The organism is Pseudomonas sp. SK (assembly GCF_012975065.1).
GTDB classification, from domain to species: domain Bacteria; phylum Pseudomonadota; class Gammaproteobacteria; order Pseudomonadales; family Pseudomonadaceae; genus Aquipseudomonas; species Aquipseudomonas anuradhapurensis.
This window is the reverse complement of the sequence record NZ_CP051857.1, coordinates 1,935,605-1,958,041: the sequence shown is the minus strand read 5'-3', so window position 1 is coordinate 1,958,041 and position 22,437 is coordinate 1,935,605. Positions and strand designations below refer to the sequence as shown.

The 22,437-nt window shown below is 65.6% G+C and carries 18 protein-coding genes; 5 read left to right on the top strand and 13 right to left on the bottom strand.

Going from position 1 to position 22,437, the window contains the following annotated elements; all coding sequences use genetic code 11:
• Nucleotides 1-3: 3 nt before the first annotated feature.
• From HG549_RS08940 to HG549_RS08915, 6 genes are all read right to left on the bottom strand, one after another.
• Nucleotides 4-1,197 (bottom strand): acetyl-CoA C-acyltransferase, encoded by a 1,194-nt coding sequence (locus HG549_RS08940; protein ID WP_170029158.1) that lies wholly within the window; start codon nucleotides 1,195-1,197, stop codon nucleotides 4-6.
• Nucleotides 1,198-1,208: 11 nt separating this feature from the next.
• On the bottom strand, nucleotides 1,209-1,976 hold the full coding sequence (locus tag HG549_RS08935; RefSeq protein ID WP_170029157.1) for an SDR family NAD(P)-dependent oxidoreductase: 768 nt from the start codon (nucleotides 1,974-1,976) through the stop codon (nucleotides 1,209-1,211).
• Between the two features lie 13 nt (nucleotides 1,977-1,989).
• Nucleotides 1,990-3,636 (bottom strand): AMP-binding protein, encoded by a 1,647-nt coding sequence (locus tag HG549_RS08930; RefSeq protein ID WP_170029156.1) that lies wholly within the window; start codon nucleotides 3,634-3,636, stop codon nucleotides 1,990-1,992.
• Nucleotides 3,637-3,758: 122 nt separating this feature from the next.
• A complete protein-coding gene (locus tag HG549_RS08925) occupies nucleotides 3,759-8,189 on the bottom strand; it encodes an NEL-type E3 ubiquitin ligase domain-containing protein (protein WP_170029155.1) in 4,431 nt (1,476 codons plus the stop codon).
• A 115-nt stretch (nucleotides 8,190-8,304) separates the two neighbouring features.
• Nucleotides 8,305-9,327, bottom strand: coding sequence for an AraC family transcriptional regulator (locus HG549_RS08920; RefSeq protein ID WP_170029154.1), 1,023 nt, complete (start codon nucleotides 9,325-9,327; stop codon nucleotides 8,305-8,307).
• Between the two features lie 57 nt (nucleotides 9,328-9,384).
• Nucleotides 9,385-10,248, bottom strand: coding sequence for a LysR substrate-binding domain-containing protein (locus tag HG549_RS08915; protein ID WP_170029153.1), 864 nt, complete (start codon nucleotides 10,246-10,248; stop codon nucleotides 9,385-9,387).
• A gap of 112 nt (nucleotides 10,249-10,360) precedes the next feature.
• Between HG549_RS08915 and HG549_RS08910 the strand changes: the two genes are divergently transcribed.
• The gene (locus HG549_RS08910; RefSeq protein ID WP_170029152.1) at nucleotides 10,361-11,467 is read left to right on the top strand and encodes a 2-aminoethylphosphonate--pyruvate transaminase; all 1,107 of its coding nucleotides are present in this window, start codon (nucleotides 10,361-10,363) and stop codon (nucleotides 11,465-11,467) included.
• Nucleotides 11,468-11,500: 33 nt separating this feature from the next.
• Entirely contained in the window at nucleotides 11,501-12,328 is an 828-nt protein-coding gene (gene phnX, locus HG549_RS08905) for a phosphonoacetaldehyde hydrolase (protein WP_170029151.1), read from the top strand.
• A gap of 157 nt (nucleotides 12,329-12,485) precedes the next feature.
• Here phnX and HG549_RS08900 read toward each other — a convergent pair whose 3' ends face one another.
• Nucleotides 12,486-13,550 carry an AI-2E family transporter gene (locus tag HG549_RS08900; RefSeq protein ID WP_170029150.1) on the bottom strand — a complete coding sequence of 355 codons (1,065 nt, stop codon included), beginning with the start codon at nucleotides 13,548-13,550 and terminating at the stop codon, nucleotides 12,486-12,488.
• 133 nt (nucleotides 13,551-13,683) lie between these two features.
• On the opposite strand from HG549_RS08900, the gene yegQ reads away from it, so the two are divergent.
• The 3 genes from yegQ to HG549_RS08885 all read left to right on the top strand — a co-directional run bounded on the left by yegQ (nucleotide 13,684) and on the right by HG549_RS08885 (nucleotide 16,696).
• Nucleotides 13,684-15,018, top strand: a complete 1,335-nt coding sequence (gene yegQ, locus HG549_RS08895) for a tRNA 5-hydroxyuridine modification protein YegQ (RefSeq protein ID WP_170029149.1) — start codon at nucleotides 13,684-13,686, stop codon at nucleotides 15,016-15,018.
• 106 nt (nucleotides 15,019-15,124) lie between these two features.
• Nucleotides 15,125-15,553 carry a DUF411 domain-containing protein gene (locus tag HG549_RS08890; protein ID WP_170029148.1) on the top strand — a complete coding sequence of 143 codons (429 nt, stop codon included), beginning with the start codon at nucleotides 15,125-15,127 and terminating at the stop codon, nucleotides 15,551-15,553.
• Nucleotides 15,554-15,697: 144 nt separating this feature from the next.
• Entirely contained in the window at nucleotides 15,698-16,696 is a 999-nt protein-coding gene (locus HG549_RS08885) for an alpha/beta fold hydrolase (RefSeq protein ID WP_170029147.1), read from the top strand.
• A gap of 54 nt (nucleotides 16,697-16,750) precedes the next feature.
• Here the strand turns inward: HG549_RS08885 and HG549_RS08880 are convergent, their stop codons facing one another.
• The 6 genes from HG549_RS08880 to HG549_RS08855 all read right to left on the bottom strand — a co-directional run bounded on the left by HG549_RS08880 (nucleotide 16,751) and on the right by HG549_RS08855 (nucleotide 22,388).
• Entirely contained in the window at nucleotides 16,751-17,332 is a 582-nt protein-coding gene (locus HG549_RS08880) for a DinB family protein (RefSeq protein WP_170029146.1), read from the bottom strand.
• Nucleotides 17,333-17,346: 14 nt separating this feature from the next.
• Nucleotides 17,347-18,453, bottom strand: coding sequence for a cell division protein ZapE (gene zapE, locus HG549_RS08875; protein ID WP_170029145.1), 1,107 nt, complete (start codon nucleotides 18,451-18,453; stop codon nucleotides 17,347-17,349).
• A 189-nt stretch (nucleotides 18,454-18,642) separates the two neighbouring features.
• On the bottom strand, nucleotides 18,643-19,791 hold the full coding sequence (locus HG549_RS08870; protein ID WP_170029144.1) for a PQQ-dependent sugar dehydrogenase: 1,149 nt from the start codon (nucleotides 19,789-19,791) through the stop codon (nucleotides 18,643-18,645).
• A gap of 24 nt (nucleotides 19,792-19,815) precedes the next feature.
• The gene (locus tag HG549_RS08865) at nucleotides 19,816-20,133 is read right to left on the bottom strand and encodes a hypothetical protein (protein ID WP_170029143.1); all 318 of its coding nucleotides are present in this window, start codon (nucleotides 20,131-20,133) and stop codon (nucleotides 19,816-19,818) included.
• Nucleotides 20,134-20,321: 188 nt separating this feature from the next.
• Nucleotides 20,322-21,284 (bottom strand): agmatinase, encoded by a 963-nt coding sequence (speB, locus tag HG549_RS08860; protein WP_170029142.1) that lies wholly within the window; start codon nucleotides 21,282-21,284, stop codon nucleotides 20,322-20,324.
• A gap of 24 nt (nucleotides 21,285-21,308) precedes the next feature.
• A complete protein-coding gene (locus HG549_RS08855; RefSeq protein WP_170029141.1) occupies nucleotides 21,309-22,388 on the bottom strand; it encodes a polyamine ABC transporter substrate-binding protein in 1,080 nt (359 codons plus the stop codon).
• Between the last annotated feature and the right edge of the window lie 49 nt (nucleotides 22,389-22,437).

The window sequence follows — 22,437 nt, the reverse complement described above, 5'->3', positions numbered from 1 at the left end:
ACCTCAGTACAGGCATTCGACAGCCATGGCCGTGGCTTCGCCACCGCCGATGCAAATGGCCGCCACCCCGCGGCGCAGGTTGTTCTGGCGCAGGGCCGACAGCAGGGTCACCAGGATGCGTGCGCCGGAGGCGCCAATCGGGTGGCCAAGGGCGCAGGCACCACCATGGATGTTGACCTTGTCGTGTGGCAGGTCGAGGTGCTTCATGGCCGCCAGGGTGACCACGGCGAAGGCCTCGTTGATCTCGAACAGGTCGACCTCGGCCAGGTTCCAGCCGGTGCGCTTCATCAGCTTGTCGATGGCACCGATCGGGGCAGTCGGGAACAGCGCCGGGGTGTCGGCGAAGGCGGCATGACCATGGATCAGCGCCAGTGGCTTGAGGCCGCGCCGCTCGGCTTCGGAGCGGCGCATCAGCAGCAGCGCCGCGGCACCGTCGGAAATCGAACTGGAGTTGGCCGCAGTCACCGTACCACCTTCACGGAACGCCGGCTTGAGCTGCGGGATCTTGTCCAGGCGGGCCTTGGGCGGCTGCTCGTCGTCCTTGACCAGGCGTTTTTCCTTGCCCTCGGTGACTTCCACCGGGACGATCTCGGCGGCAAACCGGCCGCTGCTGATCGCCGCCTGGGCACGGGTCAACGAGGCAATCGCGAACTGGTCCTGGGCCTCACGGCTGAAGGCGTTGGCCTGGGCGCAGTCTTCGGCGAAGGTGCCCATCAGCCGGCCCTTGTCGTAGGCGTCTTCCAGGCCGTCCATGAACATATGGTCGATGATCCGGCCGTGGCCCATGCGATAGCCACCACGGGCCTTGTCCAGCAGGTAGGGGGCATTGGTCATGCTTTCCATGCCACCGGCCACTACCACGTCGGCGGTGCCGGCCAGCAGCAGGTCATGGGCCATGATCGCCGCCTGCATGCCCGAGCCACACATCTTGTTCAGCGTGGTGCAGGTGGTGTGCTTGTCCAGCCCGGCCCCCAGCGCAGCCTGGCGGGCCGGCGCCTGGCCCTGGCCAGCCGGCAGCACGCAGCCGAACAGGACCTGCTCGACACTGGCGGCATCGATGCCGGCACGCTCGACGGCAGCACGAATGGCCGCGCTGCCCAGTTGTGGCGCCGTCAGGCTCTTGAGGTCGCCCTGCAGGCCGCCCATGGGCGTGCGCACAGCGCTGACGATTACGATCGGGTCGTTGGCGAGGGTCATGTTGGTTCTCCTTACTTGGCAGCCATGCGCAGTGCACCGTCGAGGCGGATCACCTCGCCGTTGAGCATGCTGTTCTCGATGATGTGGCGGGCCAGCGCGGCATATTCCTGCGGGCGCCCCAGGCGTGGCGGGAACGGCACGCCGGCCGCCAGCGATGCCCGTACCTCCTCGCTCATGCCGGCCATCATCGGCGTTTCGAAGATGCCTGGGGCGATGGTCATCACCCGGATGCCGAAGCGTGCCAGTTCGCGGGCCGCCGGCAGGGTCAGGCTGGCGATGGCGCCCTTGGAGGCTGCGTAGGCGGCCTGGCCGATCTGCCCGTCGTAGGCGGCGATGGAAGCAGTGTTGATGATCACCCCGCGCTCGCCGCCCTCATCGGCAGGCTCTTCGGCCATGGCCGCCGCGGCCAGGCGCAGCAGGTTGAAGCTGCCGATGAGGTTGACGTTGACCACCTTGGCGAAGCTGGCCAGGCCGTGCGGGCCCTGCTTGCCGAGCACTTTTTCGGCACCGACGATACCCGCGCAGTTGACCAGCCCGTGCAGGCTGCCAAAGGCACTGACAGCCGCGTCGACCGCTGCCTGGGCAGCCTGCTCGTCGCTGATGTCGGCCACCGCGAAGCGGGCGTTGTCGCCCAGTTCGCGGGCCTTGGCTTCGACAGCCTGGGCATTGAGGTCGACCAGCATGACCTTGGCGCCGGCCGCGACCAGCATCTGCGCGGTGGCAGCGCCCAGCCCGGAGGCGGCGCCGCTGACGATGAAGTGTTTGTTGGCTATTTGCATGATCGGTTTCCTTTCACGCGCTGGCAGGGGTGGCCTGTTGCGCTTGTTGTTTGGCGACTTCCTGGTTACGCAGGATGAAGCGTTGCAGCTTGCCGCTCGGGGTCTTGGGCAGCTCGCTGACGAATTCGATTTCCCTGGGGTAGGCATGCGCATACAGGCGCTGGCGCACGTGCTGGCGCAGGGTTTCTTCCAGCTCGGCGCTAGCGACGTGGCCGCTGGCCAGGACCACGAAGGCCTTGATCAGCTCGGTCCGCTCAGGGTCCGGTTTACCGATTACGGCGGCCTCGACCACTGCCGGGTGTTCGATCAGCGCGCTTTCCACATCGAACGGGCCAACCCGGTAACCCGAGGTGGTGATCACGTCGTCGCTGCGGCCGACGAAGCTGATGCTGCCATCCGGGTTCAGCTCGACGGTATCGCCGCTGAGGTAGTACTTGCCGACGAAGGCCTTGGTCGGCAGGCCGTGGTAGCCGCCAAACCAGCACAGCGGCGACTGCTCACGGTCGACCGCGAGAATCCCCGGCTGGCCGGCTGCCAGTTCCTGCCCCTGCTCGTCCACCACGACGATGCGATGGCCGGGGATGGCAAAGCCGGCCGAGCCCAGGTGCACCGGGTGCTGCAGGCCATGATGGTTGCACAGCACCATGCCCAGTTCGGTCTGGCCATAGTGGTCGTGGATGGTCACACCGAGTTCGTCGGCAAACCAGCGGATCACCTCCGGGTTGAGCGGTTCGCCGGCGCTGCTGACCACCCGCAGCCGGCCCTTGACCGGCTTGGCGAATGCGTCGCCGGCAGCTATCAGCAGGCGGTAAGCGGTGGGCGAGCCGGCCAGGTTGGTGATGCCCAGCGTGTCGATCACCTGGGCGCAGCTGTCGACGCTGAACGGGCCATCGTAGAAGGTGGTGGCATGGCCCAGCGACAGCGGGCCAGTGACGGCGTAATACAGGCCATAGGCCCAGCCCGGGTCGGCCAGGTTCCAGAAGTTGTCCTGCGGGCGCAGGTCGATGGCATCGCGCATGTAGCCCTGGAACGCGACGATCGCACGCAGCGGCACCTCCAGCGGCTTGGCCGGGCCGGTGGTACCGGAGGTGAACATCAGCAGGAACGGGTCATTGCCCGAACGCATCTGCGCTTCGCAGCGCTCCGTCGTGCTGGCCAGGCTCTGCTGGAAATCCAGCTCGCCGCTGCGGGCGTTGACCGTGATGATGGTCGGGCAGCCGTGCACATCGTCCAGCTTGGCGCGGTTGTTGCTGTCGGTGACGACGACGCGGGCGTGGGATTGGTCCAGGCGGTGCTCGATGGCCTTGGGGCCGAAGGCGGTGAACAGTGGCTGGTACACAGCCCCCAGGCGCCAGGTGGCAAGAATCGTGATCAACAATTCGGGGGTACGTGGCATCAAGCCAGCGACGCGATCGCCCGCTTGCACCCCTTGGGCCTTGAGCACCGTGGCGAAACGGGCTGCCAGGTCGCTGAGCTGGTCGAAACTGTACCGCGCAATGTTGCCGTCGCGGTCCATGCTGGTCAGTGCCAGCTTGCCGGCCCCGGCATGGCGGTCGCAGCATTCGACACAGGCATTGAGGGCCGTGAGGTCGCCATGCAGCGCCGCCGCAGCAGCCTGGGCATGGTCGAAGGCACGAACGGCCTCGGCGTAATCACGCATCGTCGGACTCCTGGTTTGTTGTTTTTGGAGTTAACCATCGGTCCGACGATGTTCGCGCCGCTCAGGCACGGCGACAATGGCCAAAGCTGTCAATCTGGATGACCGGTTTGGCCGCCTCGGGCTCAGCCCTCGGCACGCTCGGTAGCACGCAGATAGGATTGGCTCAGCCCGCTGATCAAGCGCTCGATATCCGCGGCTTCCCGCTCTCGCAGCAGCTCCAGCTGTGCTTGGTATTCGGCCGGCGACAAGGCCGGCCTCTGTGCTTGAAGCCGGATTGCGCGCTGGCTGTAGTCCGCTGTGATGGCGTCGAACATCTGCTCATGCCGCTGGCGCAGATAACGGCGCCAGAATTCACGCTGGCTCAGGCTATCGGTGAGGGCGCTGAGCGTTTGCGCCTGGGTCACCCGCCGGTACGCCTCCTCGACCTGGGAATCTGCCAGTTCCGCCGCATCGGGGTAGTTCATGGCATGCGGCTGGCAGGGCAATGCCAGGCGAACACGCAGGCGCACCCGGTAGGCCAGTTGCAGGGCCAATTCGTCGAGATGCTGCCCAGCCGAGAGGCGTTGCCGACCATCCCGATAAGCGATTACCTCCAGCTGCTCCAGGCGGAACAGCTGCCGGCCCAGCGTCAGTAAATTGCTTCTGCTCTCGGGGGCGAGCGCCTGGGTTGCCGCCTGGGCCTGCCTGACTTCCAGTTGCAACGCACTGAAGTGGCTGGCGACCGCATCCGAGCAGGACAATGACAGGCCGACACGCTCGAAAACCCGCGTGCAAAGCACCGGGTCAGCGTCCAGCGCACCCAGCAGGTTCCACACGCCCTCCACCAGTTCTGCGCGTGCCGCCCCCGCCTGACGGTAATCGGCGGTGAATTCCAGGCGGGCCAACAGCCTGAACAACCGGTTGCTCGCTGGCTGCTGCAGCATGCGCCGCCACAGCCCCTGCCGGCGCAGCTGCTCGGCTGCGTCTGCATCGGCAACCAGAAGCGTGAGCGCGCGCGGCAGATCGACGGGCCATGACGTCTCGGGCAAGTGCCCGTGCTCGTTGATGACGTCAAGCGCATGAAATTGCTGCAAGGCCATGCCCGACAGCGGATTGCGGTCTACCAGGATGGCGCGGCGGAATGCGTAGGGCATCTGCTGGATCTCGTCCGGCACCGTGCGCAATTGGTTGTCACGCAGGTCGGCACGCTCGAGCGAACCACACAGCTCCAGGTACTGTGGCCACGTGCCAAGCCGACAGTGGCGCAGGTTCAGGTTGCTCAACCGGGAGAAATGGTGAAGCCTCAGGTCCAGCGCCTCCAGCCGGTTGTAGCTAAGGTCGAGATGGACCAGATTGGGCAGGCCTTGGAGGATCTCCACTGCCTGGGCATCGAGGCGGATCTGGTTGTGTGCCAGGCGCAACACCTGGATGTCCGGCAGATAAGCGATGCCCAAGGGCAGGCGCAGCAACTGATTGCCGCTCAGGTTCAGCTCGGTCAGGGCAGTGAACGGGCGCAGGAAATCGACCGGGATATCGTTGACCAGCGTATCGTGAAGGCTCAGCACCGTGACGCGATGGAACTCGATCTGCGGCGGTAATGATGGCAGCGTGCGCAATTGCGAACCGGTCAGCGACAAGCGCTGCCCCTGCGCTCGACCTTCGCCGGCCGCGACCACCTCACCTTGTAGTCGCCATGCCCGAAGGATGCTGTCTGCGCTCAACCTGCGCGCGGCCTGGCGACTTTCCTGCAACTCGCTGGCAACCCAGCGGTTCAGCTGCTGGACCAACTGGTCGTGGTCGTCCTGCAGCTGCACCAGTTGCTCGAACACCGGCCGCTCGCCCTGCTGCAGGCGCGCCAGCTCGTCATCGAGCGCGGGCTCGTCCAGGCCTGGATACAGCGCGCGCAGGCGGTCGCGAATGATCGCCTGTTCGTCCCTGGGGTTGGCGCCGGGATGGTCGCTGAGGGGGTAGCCCACACGTCCATCCGGCAGGCGCCGGCCCGGGTTGAACCAGTTGCGCTGCTCGGGCCAACCAAGCATGCGGGTCACGCCCCAATGCGAAGCGGGCAACTGTGCCAGCAGCCGCTCGCGCAACTGCTCCGCCGAGTCGATGCCTGGCCGTTGCGCGGGCGTCAGCGCGGCGAAGATGGCCTCGAAGATGCTGCCGGGGTCGGCCAGGGTAACCGCTTGTTCCTCACCCAGGCCGTTGTACAGCTGGAACCGGCCATTGCTGCGCACCAGTATCCTGTCGGCCGGACCTTGCCCGGCGCTACCGAGGAGCTTGATCGAACGCCCGTCCACTGCGCCCTCGCGCAGGTCGATCGCGATGTTTTCCAGCTCGAGGCTATCGAGTAACGTCAGCGCGAGCTCCCCCGTTTCATTGCTGTAGCCGGCACTCAGGTATAACCCGGCCAACGCCCGGTTCAGCCGCGCCAGGCGCAACTGCGCACGCGCACCCTGCGCACAGGGCAACGGCAAGCGTTGTTCGACCCGCGCCATGTCACGCTCGAGTTCGCTGGCCTCGGCGACCACTTCGCGCACATAGGCCGCCGGCAAGCCTGGAAAGTCCCGCTTGATCAACTGCGTCAGGGGGTCCTCGGCAAACGGTTGCTGGGTGAGATGGGCGAACAGTTGCGGGCGCAGCTCGGCTTCCTGCGCCAGTACCTGCGCCAGCCCTTTGCCGACCTGCGGGCGGCCCTCACTCCAGGCCAACAGCTCGCTGTCGGGCGGCATCAGGGTGTTCAGGCGAAGTCGCGTGAAGAACGTGTCGATGCGCGCCTGTGCCTGGAAAGCGCGCAGGGTTTGCCCCAGGTTTACCGGCGCGGGGCGGTTCTCCACCAGCACACCGCGCAGCTCGTCCAGGTCGACACCGGCCACCTGCAATACCTGCTCCGCCTGGCTGGGCTCGATGAGCGGATGCTGCGGCCACAGCGCATCGAGCATGCGCCCAGGCGCCTGCCAGGTCAGCGGCTGCTCGTGCAGCAAACGCCAACTGCGCTCGCCGTTATGCAGCACCACCGGGCCATAACCGCCCTCCACCGAGGCATGGCGCAAGCGGTAGGGTCCATCGGCAACAGGCTTGTGCAGCTCAAGGTAATGTCCGTCGATGCGTACCCAGCGCCGCCCAGCCACGGCAAAACGCCCGTCCTCATGCATATCGATGGTGTCTGGCATGGATTGGTACTGGGCAGGGTCATAGCGCCACAAACGACTTTTCCCGGCGCCCATGCTGATCGGCTCCAGGCCGTCGACGAAAGCACTGCGCAGGTAACCGGCCCCAGCCACGGTAGCCGCCGTGGCCGCCAGGGTCTCGGCGACCCAGAGTAGATGATTCAGCGCTTCGTGCTGGTGCCCCCTGTACCAATCCGTCACCCCTTCGAACACTTCCGAGCAGACCTGCACAACCAGCTGCCCCATCAGCAAGGCGCCGACCACCGGAATGAAGAACCCGGCCAGGTTCACAAGGTCGAGCCCTACGGCTTTCCACTCGGCGTGCCTGGCCGCTACAGCGAGGCTATCGGCATCGGCGCTGGAGACCAGCAACAGCGTTGCATCGTCCTTGACCCGCTGGACTTGCAGGGTCGCCAGTTGGGTGAAGATGCTGCCTGTCTGCGGCACGCTTGCCAGCTGCAGGTCTGGCCGCTCGTCACCCAGGCGCTGGTCGAGCAACGTGACGAAACTTGCGCGCTGCTCAAGGCTGATCAGCTGAGTGAAGTACTGCCGGTAAGCCGTGTTCTGCAGCTGCTGCGCGATGGCGTTGTTCATGGCCGCCGCCGTTTCGAAGTGACGCAGGGCCTGATGGGGATCGCTGGGCAGGTAAAGCACGCTACCCCGGTCCACGCCGGCGTTATCACGTAATTGAATCAGCAAGCCGTCAGCCACCGGTTGTCCCAGCATCGTCAGCAGCCGTGGGTCGCCCTTGAGCCCCTGCGGGCGATGTACCTGGCTGTCGTCGACCACCTCACGCAGGGCAATTTGTATCCCGGCGCCGATGTCGCCCTGTAACGCAGCCACTTCGATCGCAAGCTTCAGCGCCGAACGTTTGTCCTCGGCCAGGATCGCCTGGGTAGCCGGGCTGAACACCCGTTGCAGCTCATCCTGATAAAGGCGCCCAACATCCAGCTTGCGGCACGCAGCGATGAACGTATCCAGCGATGCGCTCAATGGCTGGTCCCGCCCTGGCATCACCAACCCTGTACCGTTGAAGTAGCGGGTATCCGTGGCAAAGTTGCGCATCAGCCGCTGCAAGCCGTTTTCACGGCTTTCGCTGTATTCGTAGACCTGTTGCAGCGTGCCCGGAAGGGTGTCGAAGCGCGGTGCCACCTGCAGCCACTCGAGCTGGTCGAAGGCCACCCCGTCCGGCAAAGGCGCATCCAGCAACGCTGCCAGGTGCTTTTCGGCAAACTGCGGCGGCGGCAGCAGATCGAGCATCAGCCCGCGCAGGCGGGCCTGGCTCGCATGATGTGCGTTCAGGCTGTTACGCAGGGTATTGATCTGCCCACGTGAGGCGCGCTTGAGCCAGGCCGGTAACCTGGCTGCGATGAATTGATCGTGACTAGCGGTAACAGCGGGCATGAGAGGCTCCTGAGTGTTGAGCAGAGCCGGTCATGCTGACCAAGTACCGCGGCACAACGCAGAGGGAAGTGTTCCGAGCCTCCGTAGGCTACCGCCTGACAGCGCTGCTCATGCCTCAGCGCCCCGGGGCGCGGGCCTGGATCAGTGCGCGATAGTGCCCGGGGTTGCAGCCGAACCACTTGCGAAACGCCTTGTAGAACGAACTGTTGTCTGCAAAACCCAGACGCTCGGCAATCTCGCCCAGGCCAGCCTCCTCCCCGCTCAGCCAGGCAATTGCCAGTTCCCGCCGCACGCTGTCCTTGAGGCCCTGGTAGGTCTGCCCCTCTTCGGCAAGACGCCGGCGCAGCGTCGACGGCGACAGACACAGTTGCCGGGCCAGGCTGTCGCCATCCGGCCACTGCCCGGGCGCCTGGTGCAGCAAGTCATGGCGCAGGCGCCGGGCGAAGCTGGCCGGGTCGCGGTACTTGACCAGAATGTTGCCCGGGGCCTCGGCGAGAAAGCGTTGCAGTTCCTCGGGCGTGCGCCTGATCGGCAGGTCCAGGCTGTCAGCGGCAATGATCATGCGCGTGCGCGGGCGCTGGAACTGCAGGTTTTCCGAGAACATCACCCGGTAATCGTCGCAAAAAGGCGGCTCGCTGCAGCGCAGGTCGATGGCCAGGATCGGAATGCGCCGCCCGGCCAGCCAGCAAGCCAGGCCATGCACGATCATCCAGAAGGTGAAATAGGTGAAGGCCCGGCGCGGCGCGTCACGCGGTTCGTTGATGACGATCTCGGCCAGGCTCTGCTGGCGCACCAGGCTGGGTTGCAGGTCTTCGAGCATCAGCGAGAGGAACGCCAGCGCCGTTTCCAGGCCGGCCCCCAGCGTCGGCTGGGCCATGCTGGCCCGGCACATGAAGGCCAGGCTGCCGCTGCGCAGGCCACGTGGGTCCATGGCGAAGAATTCGTCGTTGCAGCGCCGCGTCAGCAAGCGCCAGAGCCGGGCATAGGCTTCGGCACTGACCCGCGCTTCTGGCAGGTGCAATTGTTCCACGGCGATGCCGGCCCTGGCCAGCAGGCCGCTGTCGGGCTCGCCAGCGGGGCAGGTCTGCAGCAGCGCTTCGCGCACCAGCTGCATGGAAATGGTGTCTTTTTCGCTCATCGACGATGGTGTCCGCTCAATTCCGGCCATCTTAGGCCGCCCCTTTCAAAACAGCCATCACAGCCCCGCAGCCAGGCCCAGGAAGGCCTGGATCAGGCGCAGCTCACGGCGGCGCTCCAGGCATCCGACCAGGTGCTGGTTGACCAGCCCGCGACCAGCCAGGGGCCGGGCCACTACCCGTGGGTCATTGGCCACTTCGGTCGACGACACCACGCCGATACCCAATTCGCAGGCCACGGCCTCGGTCACTGCCTCGCGGCTGTCCAGCTCCAGCAATACCCGAGGCTGCACAGCGGCCTGGCTGCACGCCTTGTCGAAGGTGCGACGGGTGGTGGAGTTCGGCTCGCGCAGCACCATGATCTGCTGGTGCAGCGCCGCCAGCGGCAGGTCGTCCTCGCCGCTGGCCCAGGCATGCCCGGCCGGCAGCAAGGCACACAGCCGCGACTCGCACAGGTTCTGCAAGTGCAGGCCCTTGCGCGGCTCGATCTCGGTCAGCACCGCCACATCGGCGTGTTCGCCAAGCAGTGCCGCGAGGGTTTCCTGGGCGTTGCCCAGACGCAGGTTGACCGTGATGCCCGGATAGCGCTCGCGCAACAGTGCCAACATCGGCATGACCCGGTGCGGGCCGTCGGCCGCCACTTCCAGGCGCCCGGTCAGCAGCTGGCGGTTGGCCTCGAGCATGACCTGCGCCTCTTCGGCCAGGCCGAACATGGCGCGGGTGATCGCCGCCAGGCGGGTGCCCTCTTCGGTCAACTCCACCCGCCGCGCAGTACGCCGCAGCAAGGTGATCTGGTAGTGCTCCTCCAACGCTTTCACGTGCCCGGTCACCGCCGGCTGGCTGATGAACAGGCGCGCCGCAGCACGGGTAAAACTGCCCTCGCGGGCGACCGCATCGAAAGCGCGCAACTGGAACAGGTTCATGCGTATCGGCCTGACTTATAGCTCGGATAACAACAAACAATTTGATTGATAGAAGCCCGAATTGCAACCTAGGTCCACCAGTTTCAGCCCACCGCTTGCGAGGAATAACGGCATGAGCAACGCCCCGATTCTGCTGACTCCCGGCCCCCTGACCACATCGATGCGCACCCGCCAAGCCATGCTGGTGGACTGGGGTTCATGGGACCGCGACTTCAACCAGCTGACCGCCAGCGTGTGCGAGCAGCTGCTGGCGATCATCGATGGCAGCGCCAGCCATCACTGTGTGCCCCTGCAGGGCAGCGGCACCTTCGCCGTGGAAGCCGCCATCGGTACCCTGGTGCCACGTGACGGCAAGGTGCTGGTATTGATCAACGGCGCTTATGGCCAACGCCTGGCGAAGATCTGCAAGGTCCTCGGCCGCGCCTTCAGCACCTTCGAAACCGCAGAAGACCAACCGACCACCGCTGCCGATGTCGAGCGCCTGCTGGCCGCCGACCCGGCGATCAGCCATGTCGCGCTGATTCACTGCGAAACCAGCACCGGTATCCTCAACCCGCTGCGCGAGATCGCCGAGGTGGTCAAAGGCCACGGCAAACGCCTGATCATCGACGCCATGAGCTCGTTCGGCGCACTGCCGATCGATGCCCGCGAAATCCCCTTCGAGGCGCTGATCGCCGCCTCCGGCAAATGCCTGGAAGGCGTACCCGGCATGGGCTTCGTATTTGCCGAAAAAGCCGCCCTGGCCGCCGCCGAAGGCAATGCCCACTCGCTGGCCATGGACCTGCACGACCAGCATGCCTACATGGCCAGGACCGGCCAGTGGCGCTTCACCCCGCCAACCCATGTGGTGGCCGCGCTGCATGAAGCGCTGCAGCAGTACCACGAGGAAGGTGGCCTGCCAGCGCGTCATCGACGCTACGCCGACAACTGCAAGACCCTGCTCGCCGGCATGGCCGCCATCGGCCTGCGCAGCTTCCTGCCGGCCGAGATCCAGGCGCCGATCATCGTCACCTTCCATGCGCCGAACGATGCCCGCTATCAGTTCAAGGACTTCTACGAGCGGGTCAAGGCCAAGGGTTTCATCCTTTACCCGGGCAAGCTGACCCAGGTCGAAACCTTCCGCGTCGGCTGCATTGGCGTGGTCGGCGCGGACGGCATGCAAGCCGCCGTGAATGCCGTGGCCGAAGTGCTGCGGGAAATGGAAGTACTGCACGTCTGACCCTTGCCCACCCCAATCCAGGAATCAGCGCACATGAACTACAACAACCCTACCCGGCTGCAGGCCGCCATTCTCGACTGGGCCGGTACCGTGGTCGATTTCGGCTCCTTCGCCCCGACCCAGATCTTTGTCGAAGCCTTCGCCGAATTCGACGTGCAGGTTTCCATCGAAGAAGCCCGCGGCCCGATGGGCATGGGCAAGTGGGACCACATTCGCACCCTGTGCGACGTGCCGGAAATCGCCGAGCGCTACCGCCAGGTGTTCGGCCGCACCCCGACCGACGATGATGTCACCGCCATCTACAACCGCTTCATGCCGCTGCAGATCGAGAAGATCGCCGTGCACTCGGCGCTGATCCCTGGCGCGCTGGATACACTCACCGGGCTGCGCCGCGACGGGCTGAAGATCGGCTCGTGCTCGGGCTACCCGAAAGTGGTGATGGACAAGGTGGTGGCGCTGGCGGCGCAGAACGGTTACGTCGCCGACCACGTGGTGGCCACCGACGAAACCCCGAACGGCCGCCCCTGGCCGGCGCAGGCCCTGGCCAACGTGATCGCGCTGGGTATCGACGATGTGGCGGCCTGCGTGAAGGTCGACGACACCGTGCCGGGTATTCTCGAAGGCCGCCGGGCCGGCATGTGGACCGTGGCCCTGGTGTGTTCGGGCAATGCCTTGGGGCTGACCTGGGAGGGCTACCGCGCACTCAGCGCCGAGAAGCTGGAAAGCGAACGCCAGCGCATCCATGCGCTGTTCGCCGGTTCTCGTCCGCATTACCTGATCGACACGATCAATGAACTGCCTGAAGTGGTCGCCGATATCAACCGGCGCCTGGCCAAGGGCGAGATGCCGCAGGCCTTCTGAAGGCTGCCCGTGCAGCAGCGGCCGCGTGTCGCGATCAGGCTGCGCAGCAGCCACGGCGCCTTCTGCATCAGTGCATGAGCCGTGGGCCTGCTGCGCAGCCCGATCGCGACATGCGGCCGCTGCTGCCGGTACAGCGCAAACGCCTGGGATACCCCCCCTACTCCGGCAACTGCACCTGCGGCTTGGTCGCGGCGAAGATCGCCCAGCTCGACACGAACAATGCCGCGATCAGCGGCCCGATGACGAAGCCGTTGAGGCCGAACACCGCCAGCCCGCCCAGGGTCGACACCAGGATCAGGTAATCCGGCATGCGCGTGTCCTTGCCCACCAGGATCGGCCGCAGCAGGTTGTCCACCAGGCCGATCACCAGCACCCCGAACGCGGTCAGGATCACCCCCGGCAGGATCGCCCCGCTCAGCAGGAAATAGGCCGCCACCGGCGCCCAGACGATGCCCGCGCCCACCGCCGGCAGCAGCGACAGAAACGCCATCAGCACCGCCCACACCAGCGCACTGGGGATATCCAGCACCCAGAAGATGAATCCACCCAGCGCCCCCTGGGTGATGGCTACCAGTACGTTGCCTTTAACCGTGGCCCGCACCACGCGGTTGAACTTCAACTGCAGGCGGCGCTTCTGCTGCTCGGGCAGTGGTACCGCCAGCCGTACCCGGCGAGCGACCTCCGCACCTTCGCGCAGGAAGAAGAACAACAGGTACATCATGACGCCGAAGCTGACCACGAACTCGAACGTGCCCTGGCCAAAGCTGAATGCCCGGCTGGCCAGCACCTGGCTACCTTGGGTCGCCCACTTGCTGATCTTGTCGCGCAACCCGTCCAGGTTGCCCATGCCCATGCTGTCCAGGCCGCGCTGGGCGAAGGTCGGCAGCATGTCCTTGCCGCGCTCGACATAGCCGGCGATGTCCAGTTGCCCGCTCTCGATGCGCTGGTACAACAGGGCGCCCTCCTGCACCAACAATGCACTGGTGATGATGACCGGCAACACCGCCACCAGCAGGCATACCAGCAAGGTGGTGGCCGCGGCCAGGTTGCGCCGGCGCCCGAAGCGGATCAGCAGGTGGCGCTGCAACGGCGCGAACAGGATGCCGAGTATCACCGCCCAGAAGATCGCGCCGTAGTAAGGCAGCAGGATCCACACGAAGGCGATGGTCACCAGCGCCAGGAGCACTGCCAGGGCTCGGTTCTGTAAAGCGGTTTCGTTCATCGCATGTCCTCAGCTGGCCTCTGGGATATTAGTGCGCGCCGCCTGGGTAAAAGTGCCGCGCTTTCCTTGATGCAGATCAATGCACACAGGGTCTGCCAGCACTAGCATCCGCGCCTTTTGCCCCGGTGCGCACATGAACCCTACCGCCAAGCCCGAACTGCTGGCCCCCGCCGGCACCCTCAAGACCATGCGCTACGCCTTTGCCTATGGCGCCGACGCGGTCTACGCCGGCCAGCCGCGCTACAGCTTGCGGGTGCGCAACAACGAGTTCGACCATGCCAACCTGGCGCTGGGCATCCAGGAAGCGCATGCCCTGGGCAAGCGCTTCTACGTGGTGGTCAACATCGCCCCGCACAATGCCAAGCTGAAGACCTTTCTCAAGGACCTGGCACCGGTGATCGAGATGGCGCCGGATGCGCTGATCATGTCCGACCCAGGCCTGATCATGCTGGTACGCCAGCATTTCCCGCAGATGCCGGTGCACCTGTCGGTGCAGGCCAATACGGTCAACTGGGCCAGCGTGCAGTTCTGGCAACAGCTGGGCCTGAGCCGGGTAATCCTGTCGCGCGAGCTGTCGCTCGAAGAAATCGAGGAAATCCGCCAGCAAGTGCCGGACATGGAGCTGGAGGTGTTCGTCCATGGGGCCCTGTGCATGGCCTATTCCGGGCGTTGCCTGCTGTCGGGCTACCTCAACAAGCGCGATGCCAACCAGGGCACCTGCACCAACGCCTGCCGCTGGAAGTACGACGCCACGCCCGCCACCGAAAATGCGACCGGCGACATCGTGCGCGAAGTACAACCGACACTGGGCCTGGGTGCACCGACCGACCAGCTGTTCCTGCTCCGGGAGAGCAACCGCCCCGGCAGCGAAATGCCTGCGTTCGAGGACGAACACGGCACCTACATCATGAATGCCAAGGACCTGCGTGCCATCCAGCATGTCGCCCGCCTGACCGGTATCGGCGTGCATTCGCTGAAAATCGAGGGCCGTACCAAGTCGCATTTCTACTGCGCGCGTGCCGTGCAGGCATACCGCCAGGCCATCGACGACGCGGTGGCCGGGCGGCCATTCGACCGCGCGCTGATGGACAACCTCGAATCGCTGGCACAACGTGGCTACACCGAGGGCTTCCTGCGCCGCCATGTGCACGACGAATACCAGAACTACCAGCGCGGCAACTCGGTATCCGAGCGCCAGCAGTTCGTCGGTGAGCTGACCGGGGCGCGTGTCGATGGCCTGGCCGAAGTCCGGGTGAAAAACCGCTTCGCGGTGGGCGACCACCTGGAGCTGATGACGCCGCGCGGCAACTACCACTTCGACCTGCACCGCTTGTGCAACCGCCAGCAGCAGCCGATCGAGGTGGCGCCAGGTGATGGCCATGTGGTGTACCTGCCGATCCCCGAGCAGGTGGCCCTCGACTACGCCCTGCTGATGCGCGACCTTGGCAGTGACGAGGTGGCCAGCTGACAATCCTGTAATGTGCGTCTCAGCTGCCTGACAGCTGCCAGGGGCGAACATCCTGCAAGCCGCTTACACTTGGCGGCAGACCTACCGCTGGAAGGAGTGCTTCACCATGCTGCGCAAACACCTGCTGACCCTGGGCCTGCTGGCCGTCACCGGCCTGGCCCAGGCCGCCGAGACCATCGACGTGTACCGCGACCCCAATTGCGGCTGCTGCAAAGCCTGGATCAGCCACCTGCGCGACAACGGCTTCACCGTCAACGATCACGTCGAGCCGAACATGAGCGCGGTCAAGCAACGCCTGGGTGTGGCGCCACGGCTGGCGTCCTGCCATACCGGGGTGATCGACGGCAAGTTCGTCGAAGGCCACGTGCCGGCCGAGCAGGTACGCCTGCTGGCCAAGCGCAACGACCTCAAGGGCCTGGCCGTGCCGGGCATGCCGATGGGCTCGCCGGGCATGGAAATGGGTGACCACAAGGATGCCTACCAGGTCATCGGCGTGACCCAGGATGGCCAGGACACCGTGGTCGCCAACTACTGATGCCGGCCACCCGCGCCGGCACTGATACAACTGGCGAAAAACCAGCCTGACAGGTTTCATGCCTGGTAACACCTTTCGCGCTCCGTGTGGTCCATCGACTGTTACAGTCGCCTCTTCCTACCTGGCCCTACACGGAGTGCCCCCATGCTGCGCGCAACCGCCCTGGCCCTGGCCTGCCTTGCCGGCAGCCCGGCCATCGCCGCCGAGTCGCCCACCTACGGCCCCCAGCTCGAAGGCTTCAGCTACCCGTACCCACTCAGGCATTTCGATTTCCAGTCCCAGGGCCAGGCCTTGCAGATGGGATACATGGACGTGCCTGCCCAAGGCCAGGCCAACGGCCGCAGCGTGGTGCTGATGCACGGCAAGAACTTCTGCGCCGCCACCTGGGAAACCACCATCGACGCCCTGAGCAAGGCCGGCTACCGGGTTATCGCCCCCGACCAGGTCGGCTTCTGCAGCGCCAGCAAGCCGACGCATTACCAGTACAGCTTCCAGCAACTGGCGAGCAACACCCATGCCCTGCTCGAACAGTTGGGCGTGAAGCAGGCCATAGTGCTTGGCCATTCCACCGGCGGCATGCTCGCCACCCGCTACGCGCTGATGTACCCGCAACAGGTGCAACGCCTGGCGCTGGTCAACCCTATCGGCCTGGAAGACTGGAAAGCGCTGGGCGTGCCCTACCGCACGGTTGACCAGTGGTATGCCCGTGAGCTCAAGCTGGATGCCGACGGCGTGCGCGAATATGAGCGCAAGACCTACTACGCCGGGCGCTGGAAGCCGGAGTACGAGCGCTGGGTACAGATGCTGGTCGGCCTCAACAAGGGGCCAGGACATGAAGCGGTGGCGTGGAACTCGGCACTGATCTACGACATGATCTTCACCCAGCCGGTGTATTACGAGTTCAAGGACCTGCAGATGCCGACCCTGCTGCTGATCGGCGACCAGGACAGCACGGCCATCGGCAGTGATATCGCGCCGCCGGAGGTGAAGGCCAGGCTGGGCAAGTACGCCGTGCTGGGGCCGCAGGTGGCCAAGCTGATGCCCAGGGGCGAGCTGATCACCTTCGAAGGCATGGGCCATGCGCCGCAGATCGAAGAGCCGGTGCGGTTCAACCGGACGCTGGTCGAGTGGCTGGACAAATGAGCCGGTAGTCGAGGGGCTGCTCTGCCTGCCCGCGAAGGGCCGCAAAGCGGCCCCCTAACCTTTCCAGATTTGCGCCTCGGTCCAGCCCAGTTCGGCAAAATCACTTGCCCGCAAGCCAGCCTCTTCCTCGCAGAAAAACTCGTCCAGCTGCGGCGGCCGGATTGCCGTGTCGCTGAGCATCGCATGCACCTGCCCGCGGTGATGCACCTGGTGCTCGAACAGGTGTGCCAGCAGGCGCAAGCGTTGCTCGCGCTGCACCCGGTCGGGCCGCACGATGTTCACATAGCGCCCCAGTTCGTCATCTCGCAAGCCACGACAATAGGTGATCAGCCGGTGATCGGCCTGGGCCTGCTCGGCCTGCAGGTCGGTACAGGTGGCAAACGGCTGTTCCGGCTCGAAGAAGCGCTCGCCATCGGCGTCGGGCAACTCCCCACGTTGCTCGCACTCGAGCATGTGCAGGTAGAACCAGTCCACCGTCAGCAGGTGGTTGAGGGTGGCCTTGATCGACGGGAAAAAGCTGCAGCGCGGGGCGACGAATTCATCCTGGGTCAGTTGCAGGCAGGCCTTGTACAGGCGGTGGTTGGCCCAGCCATTGTTGTAGGCCTGGGTCAGCAGGTAATGCGACAACGGCTCCATGGCTACCCTCCTTTTCAGGCGAAGCGTTGCAGTTGCATCTCCCGTAGCCGGCTCAGGGTCCGTTGGTACGGGAACGCCAGATACCCTTGAGTGTAGAGGGCATCGAGCGGCACCTGCGCTTCCAGGTACAACGCCACCCGGCGGTCGTAGCATTCGTCGACCAGGGCGATGAAGCGGCGCACCGCATCATCCTTGGGTGACAGCGCTGGCAATTCGCGCTCACCCGCCGCCACCCGCTGCGCGCCATCCTCGGTGCCACGGGCGATGCGCCCGGCCCGCTGTTCACCGCCGAGCGCCGGAACGCCCGATACCAGGATGGCCGGGAAACGGTCGCACAAGGCCATGAATTCCATGGCTGCCAGCGGCTGTTCGCACAGGTCGCTGAAGCGGCACCAGATAGCCTGCTGGCTGCGCCGCACCACCTGCACCTGCCTGGCCCCCAGGGCCAAGGGCTGATCATCGCCCGCGTCGCTCGGGCTGAGTTGGCGGAACACTTCAGCCAACGGGCTGGCCTGCCCCGCCTGCGCCACCCAGTAACGCTGGCGGGCGGCACCGGGGTGCAGGCGATGGTCCTGCTCGCCGGCTACCGGCAGTACCTGCATGTGCCGCTGGATGGCGGCGATGGCGGGCAGGAAACGCTCACGGTTGAAGCCGTCGCGGTAAAGCTGCTCGGGTGGCTGGTTGGAGGTGGCGACAAGGACCACACCCTGGTCGAACAGCACCTGGAACAGGCGGCCGAGAATGATTGCATCGCCAATGTCGCTGACGAACAGCTCGTCGAAACACAGCACGCGGATCTGCGCGGCCAGCTCCCTGGCCAGCGCCAGCAGCGGGTCTGCGGTGCCGTTGAGCAGGAACAGGCGCTGGTGGACCCAGGCCATGAAATGGTGGAAGTGCTGGCGCCGACTGGGAACCTGCAGGCACCGGTGAAACTGGTCCATCAGCCAGGTCTTGCCACGGCCGACCGGGCCCCAGAGGTAGATGCCGAGGCTGGCGCGGCCTTGTTCGACAGCCTGGAAGCAGGCCTGCAAAGCCTCGACGGCACGGGCCTGGGCCGGGTCGGCGACATAGCCCTGGGTGGTCAGGGCCTGCTGGTAGAGGGAGTGGGGATCGATAGCCATGCGGCATTCTACACGGCTGACATACCGCGGACCTTGTGGAAACAACGGTCTTATCTGAATTCAAAAGGCTGCCGCGATCCCTGTGGGAGCGGGCGTGCCCGCGAACACGGGCGAAGCCCGTGCCATCCACCGCGGCGCCTGCTTCGCGGGCACGCCCGCTCCCACAGGGGCCGGGTACAGCAGTGGTGATCAAGCGTCGCCCAAGCCTACCTTGAGCAGCGCACCATCCTTGTCATCGGTCAGTACATACAGGTAGCCGTCCGGCCCCACCCGTACATCGCGGATACGCGCCTTCAGCTCACCCAGCAGCCGCTCTTCATGCACTACCTTGTCGCCATCCAGCTGCAGACGGATCAGCTCCTGGGTGGCCAGCGCACCAATGAACAGGTTGTGGTCCCACGCCTTGAACGTCGGGCTGTCGTAGAACGCCATGCCGCTGACCCCCGGCGACTGCTCCCAGACATGCTGTGGGTCGACCATTCCGTCCACGTGCTTGCCCTCGGCCTCGGGAATAGGCAGCAACGAATAGTTGATGCCATGGGTCGCCAGCGGCCAACCGTAGTTCTTGCCAGGCTTGGGGATGTTGATCTCGTCGCCGCCACGCGGGCCGTGCTCGTGGGTCCAGAGCTTGCCGGTCCAGGGGTTGAGCGCGGCGCCTTGCGGATTGCGGTGGCCATACGACCAGATCTCTGGCCGCACATTGTCCCGGCCAACGAAGGGGTTGTCCCTGGGCACCTCACCGTCTGGCAGGATGCGCACGATCTTGCCTTGCAGCTTGTCCAGGTCCTGGGCGGTCGGGCGCTGGTTGTTCTCGCCGAGGGTGATGAACAGGTAGCCGTCGCGGTCGAACACCAGGCGCGAGCCGAAGTGGTTGCCGACCGACAGCTTGGGCTGCTGGCGGAAGATCACGGTGAAATTTTCCAGCCGGGCACGGTCGCTGGACAACTGACCACGGCCCACTGCAGTACCAGCCTTGCCATCACTGCCTTCCTCGGCATAGGACAGGTAGACGGTGCGGTCCTTGGCGAAGTCCGGGGACAGCACCACATCCAACAGGCCGCCCTGGCCCTCGGCCCAGACCTTGGGCACGCCGCTGATCGGTGCGCCGACCTTGCCTTCGGCGTTGACCAGCCGCAGGTTGCCGGCACGCTCGGTGACCAGCATGTCCTTGCCGCCCGGCAGAAACGCCAGGGCCCACGGGTGGCGCAGGCCATCGGCTACGGTATTGACGGTCAAGCTGCCTTCTTCACTGCGCAACTGCTGTTCGGCCGCCGCCTGCGCCAACAGCGGCAGCAGTGCGGCGGCAATGACGCTGACAAGCCAGGTTACTTGGCGCATGCAGGATTCCTTTGCGTACTTGGCTCACGGCGCGCGCGGGTTGTCGCGGGGCGGCCGGGTGGGTTCCAGGTTCGGGGTCTGTTGCTGGCGACGCAGGTTGTCGCCGTTGCCAATGCCACGATTATCCAGCGTGGGTGGGCGCGGGTAAGGCTCGGTGGACGGGCCACGCAGCGGCGGCGTGGCCGGCATGCTGCCCTGGCGGCTGTTGGGGTTGGCGCGCTGGATCGGGCTGTTGTAGGGGTTGTTGTTGCTGGCGGCGATTTGCACCGGTGGCTCGGCTGCGGCATGCGCGGACAGGGACAGCGCCAGGCCGAGTGCCAGGATGGGCAAGGTTGGGGTCATGCTTCACCTCCTGTACGAAAAAGCCGCGCCTGGTGGCTTTGATAGCCTACGGCGCGAAGGGTTCGCGGCAAAAGTGTGAATGCGGGTGGAGATGATTCCTGATGTTTCAGTATGGCTTCGGGGGCTGCTGCGCAGCCCTTCGCGACACAAGGCCGCTCCTACAGGGGAACCGTTCGCCTCGGCGCAGATTACGGGGCCTGCACCTTGTGCCGTGCGGCATACAGGCACAGCATCTCCATCGCCAGGGTCGCCCCGGCCAGCGCGGTGATGTCGGCGTGGTCATAGGCCGGTGCCACCTCCACCAGGTCCATGCCGATCAGGTTGATACCGCGCAAGCCACCGAGGATCTCCAGCGCCTGCAGCGTGCTCAGCCCGCCGCACACCGGCGTGCCAGTACCGGGCGCATAGGCCGGGTCGAGGCAGTCGATATCGAAGGTCAGGTACACCGGTCGTTCGCCCACCCGCTGGCGAATCGCCGCGATCACCGCCTCGCTGCCCTGGCGGTGCACCTGGCGGGCATCAAGGATGGCAAAGCCCTGGCTGTCGTCATTGGTGGTGCGCAGGCCAATCTGTACCGAACAGGCCGGGTCCACCAGGCCTTCGCGGGCGGCGTGCCAGAACATGGTGCCGTGGTCGATGCGCTGGCCCTCCTCGTCCGGCCAGGTGTCGCTGTGCGCATCGAAGTGGATCAGCGCCAGCGGGCCGTGGCGCCGCGCGTGGGCCTTGAGCAGCGGGTAGCTGATGAAATGGTCGCCGCCCAGGGTGAGCATGGCGCAGCCCGCCTCCAGGATATGCGCCGCATGCGCCTCGATGCTGTCCGGTACCGATTGCGGCGTGCCGCTGTCGAAGGCGCAATCGCCGTAATCGATCACCGCCAGGTGATCGAACGGATCGAACGCCCACGGCCAATGCCGGGCCCAGGCCTGCTGCACCGAGGCGGCGCGGATCGCCCGCGGGCCGAAGCGCGCGCCGGGGCGGTTGCTGGTAGCCGTATCGAACGGCACCCCGCTGACGACCACATCGACGCCACGCAGGTCACGGCTGTAGCGGCGGCGGGAAAAACTGGTGATACCGGCGTAGGTACTTTCCGCGGCGGTGCCGTACAGGCTGTCGCGGGTCATGGCCTGGTCATTGTTTGCAGCGTGCTCCACGGTCAGGCTCCTGTTCATCATCGGTTACTGGCGGCTGCGGAAGGCGGTCCACAGGCGGTTGCGCTGGCGCAGGTCGGCCAGGGCCATGCTGCGGTCGGCATATAGCCGCTGGCGTACCGCCTGCGGCGGGTAGATGTCCGGGTCATTGCGCACGGCTTCGTCCACCAGCGGCGTGGCTGCCTGGTTGGCGTTGGCGAAGAACAGCGTATTGGTCAGCGCGGCGACCGACTCGGGCTTGAGCATGAAGGCAATGAACGCCCGCGCCGCTTCGGGGTGCGGGGCGTCCCTGGGGATGACCAGGTTGTCCTGCCAGACCAGCGTCCCCTCGCGGGGGATGCGGTAGATCAGCTCGAACGGCTTGCCGGCGCGGCGCGCCTGGTCGGCGGCCATCGCTGCATCGCCGTTGTAGGTCAATGCCAGGCACACGCTGCCGTTCGCCAGGTCGCTGATCTGCCGGCCATTGGCCACGTAGCTGATCGAAGGCTGCAACTGGCTCAACAGCTGTTGCGCCGCCGCCAAGTCGCCCTTGCTTTGGCTGTAGGGGTCCTTGCCCAGGTAGTTCAGGGCGACGCCGATCACTTCCTGCGGCGAGTCGGGCATGGCGATGCCACAGTCCTTGAGGCGGCTGGCGTACTCGGGCTTGAACAACAGGTCAAGGCTGTCCAGCGGCACATCGCCCAGGCGCTGGCGTACCGCTTCGACATTCACCCCCAGGCCTAGGGTGCCCCAGGTGTAGGGCACGGCATGGCGGTTGCCGGGGTCGGCTTCGGCGAGCTTGGCCAGCAGGTCCGGGTCGAGGTTGGCATAGCCGGGCATGGCCTGGGCGTCGAGCGGCTGCAAGGCATTGGCCCTCAGCGCCCGGGCCAGTACGCTGGAAGACGGCACCACCACGTCGTAGCCACTGCCACCGGTCAGCAGCTTGGTTTCCAGCACCTCGGTGGTGTCGAAGGTGTCGTAGCGCACCTTGTAGCCGGTTTCCTGCTCGAAACGCTGCAGGGTTTGCGGGGCGACGTAGTCGGCCCAGCTGTACAGATTGACAACCTTTTCCTCGGCCTGCAGTGGCAAGGCCAGGAGCAGAGACAGCAGGCATAACGAGCGATGCATGGCGGACACCTCGGCAAGTGGGTGGATGCCGCGAGCATGCCAGCCGGGT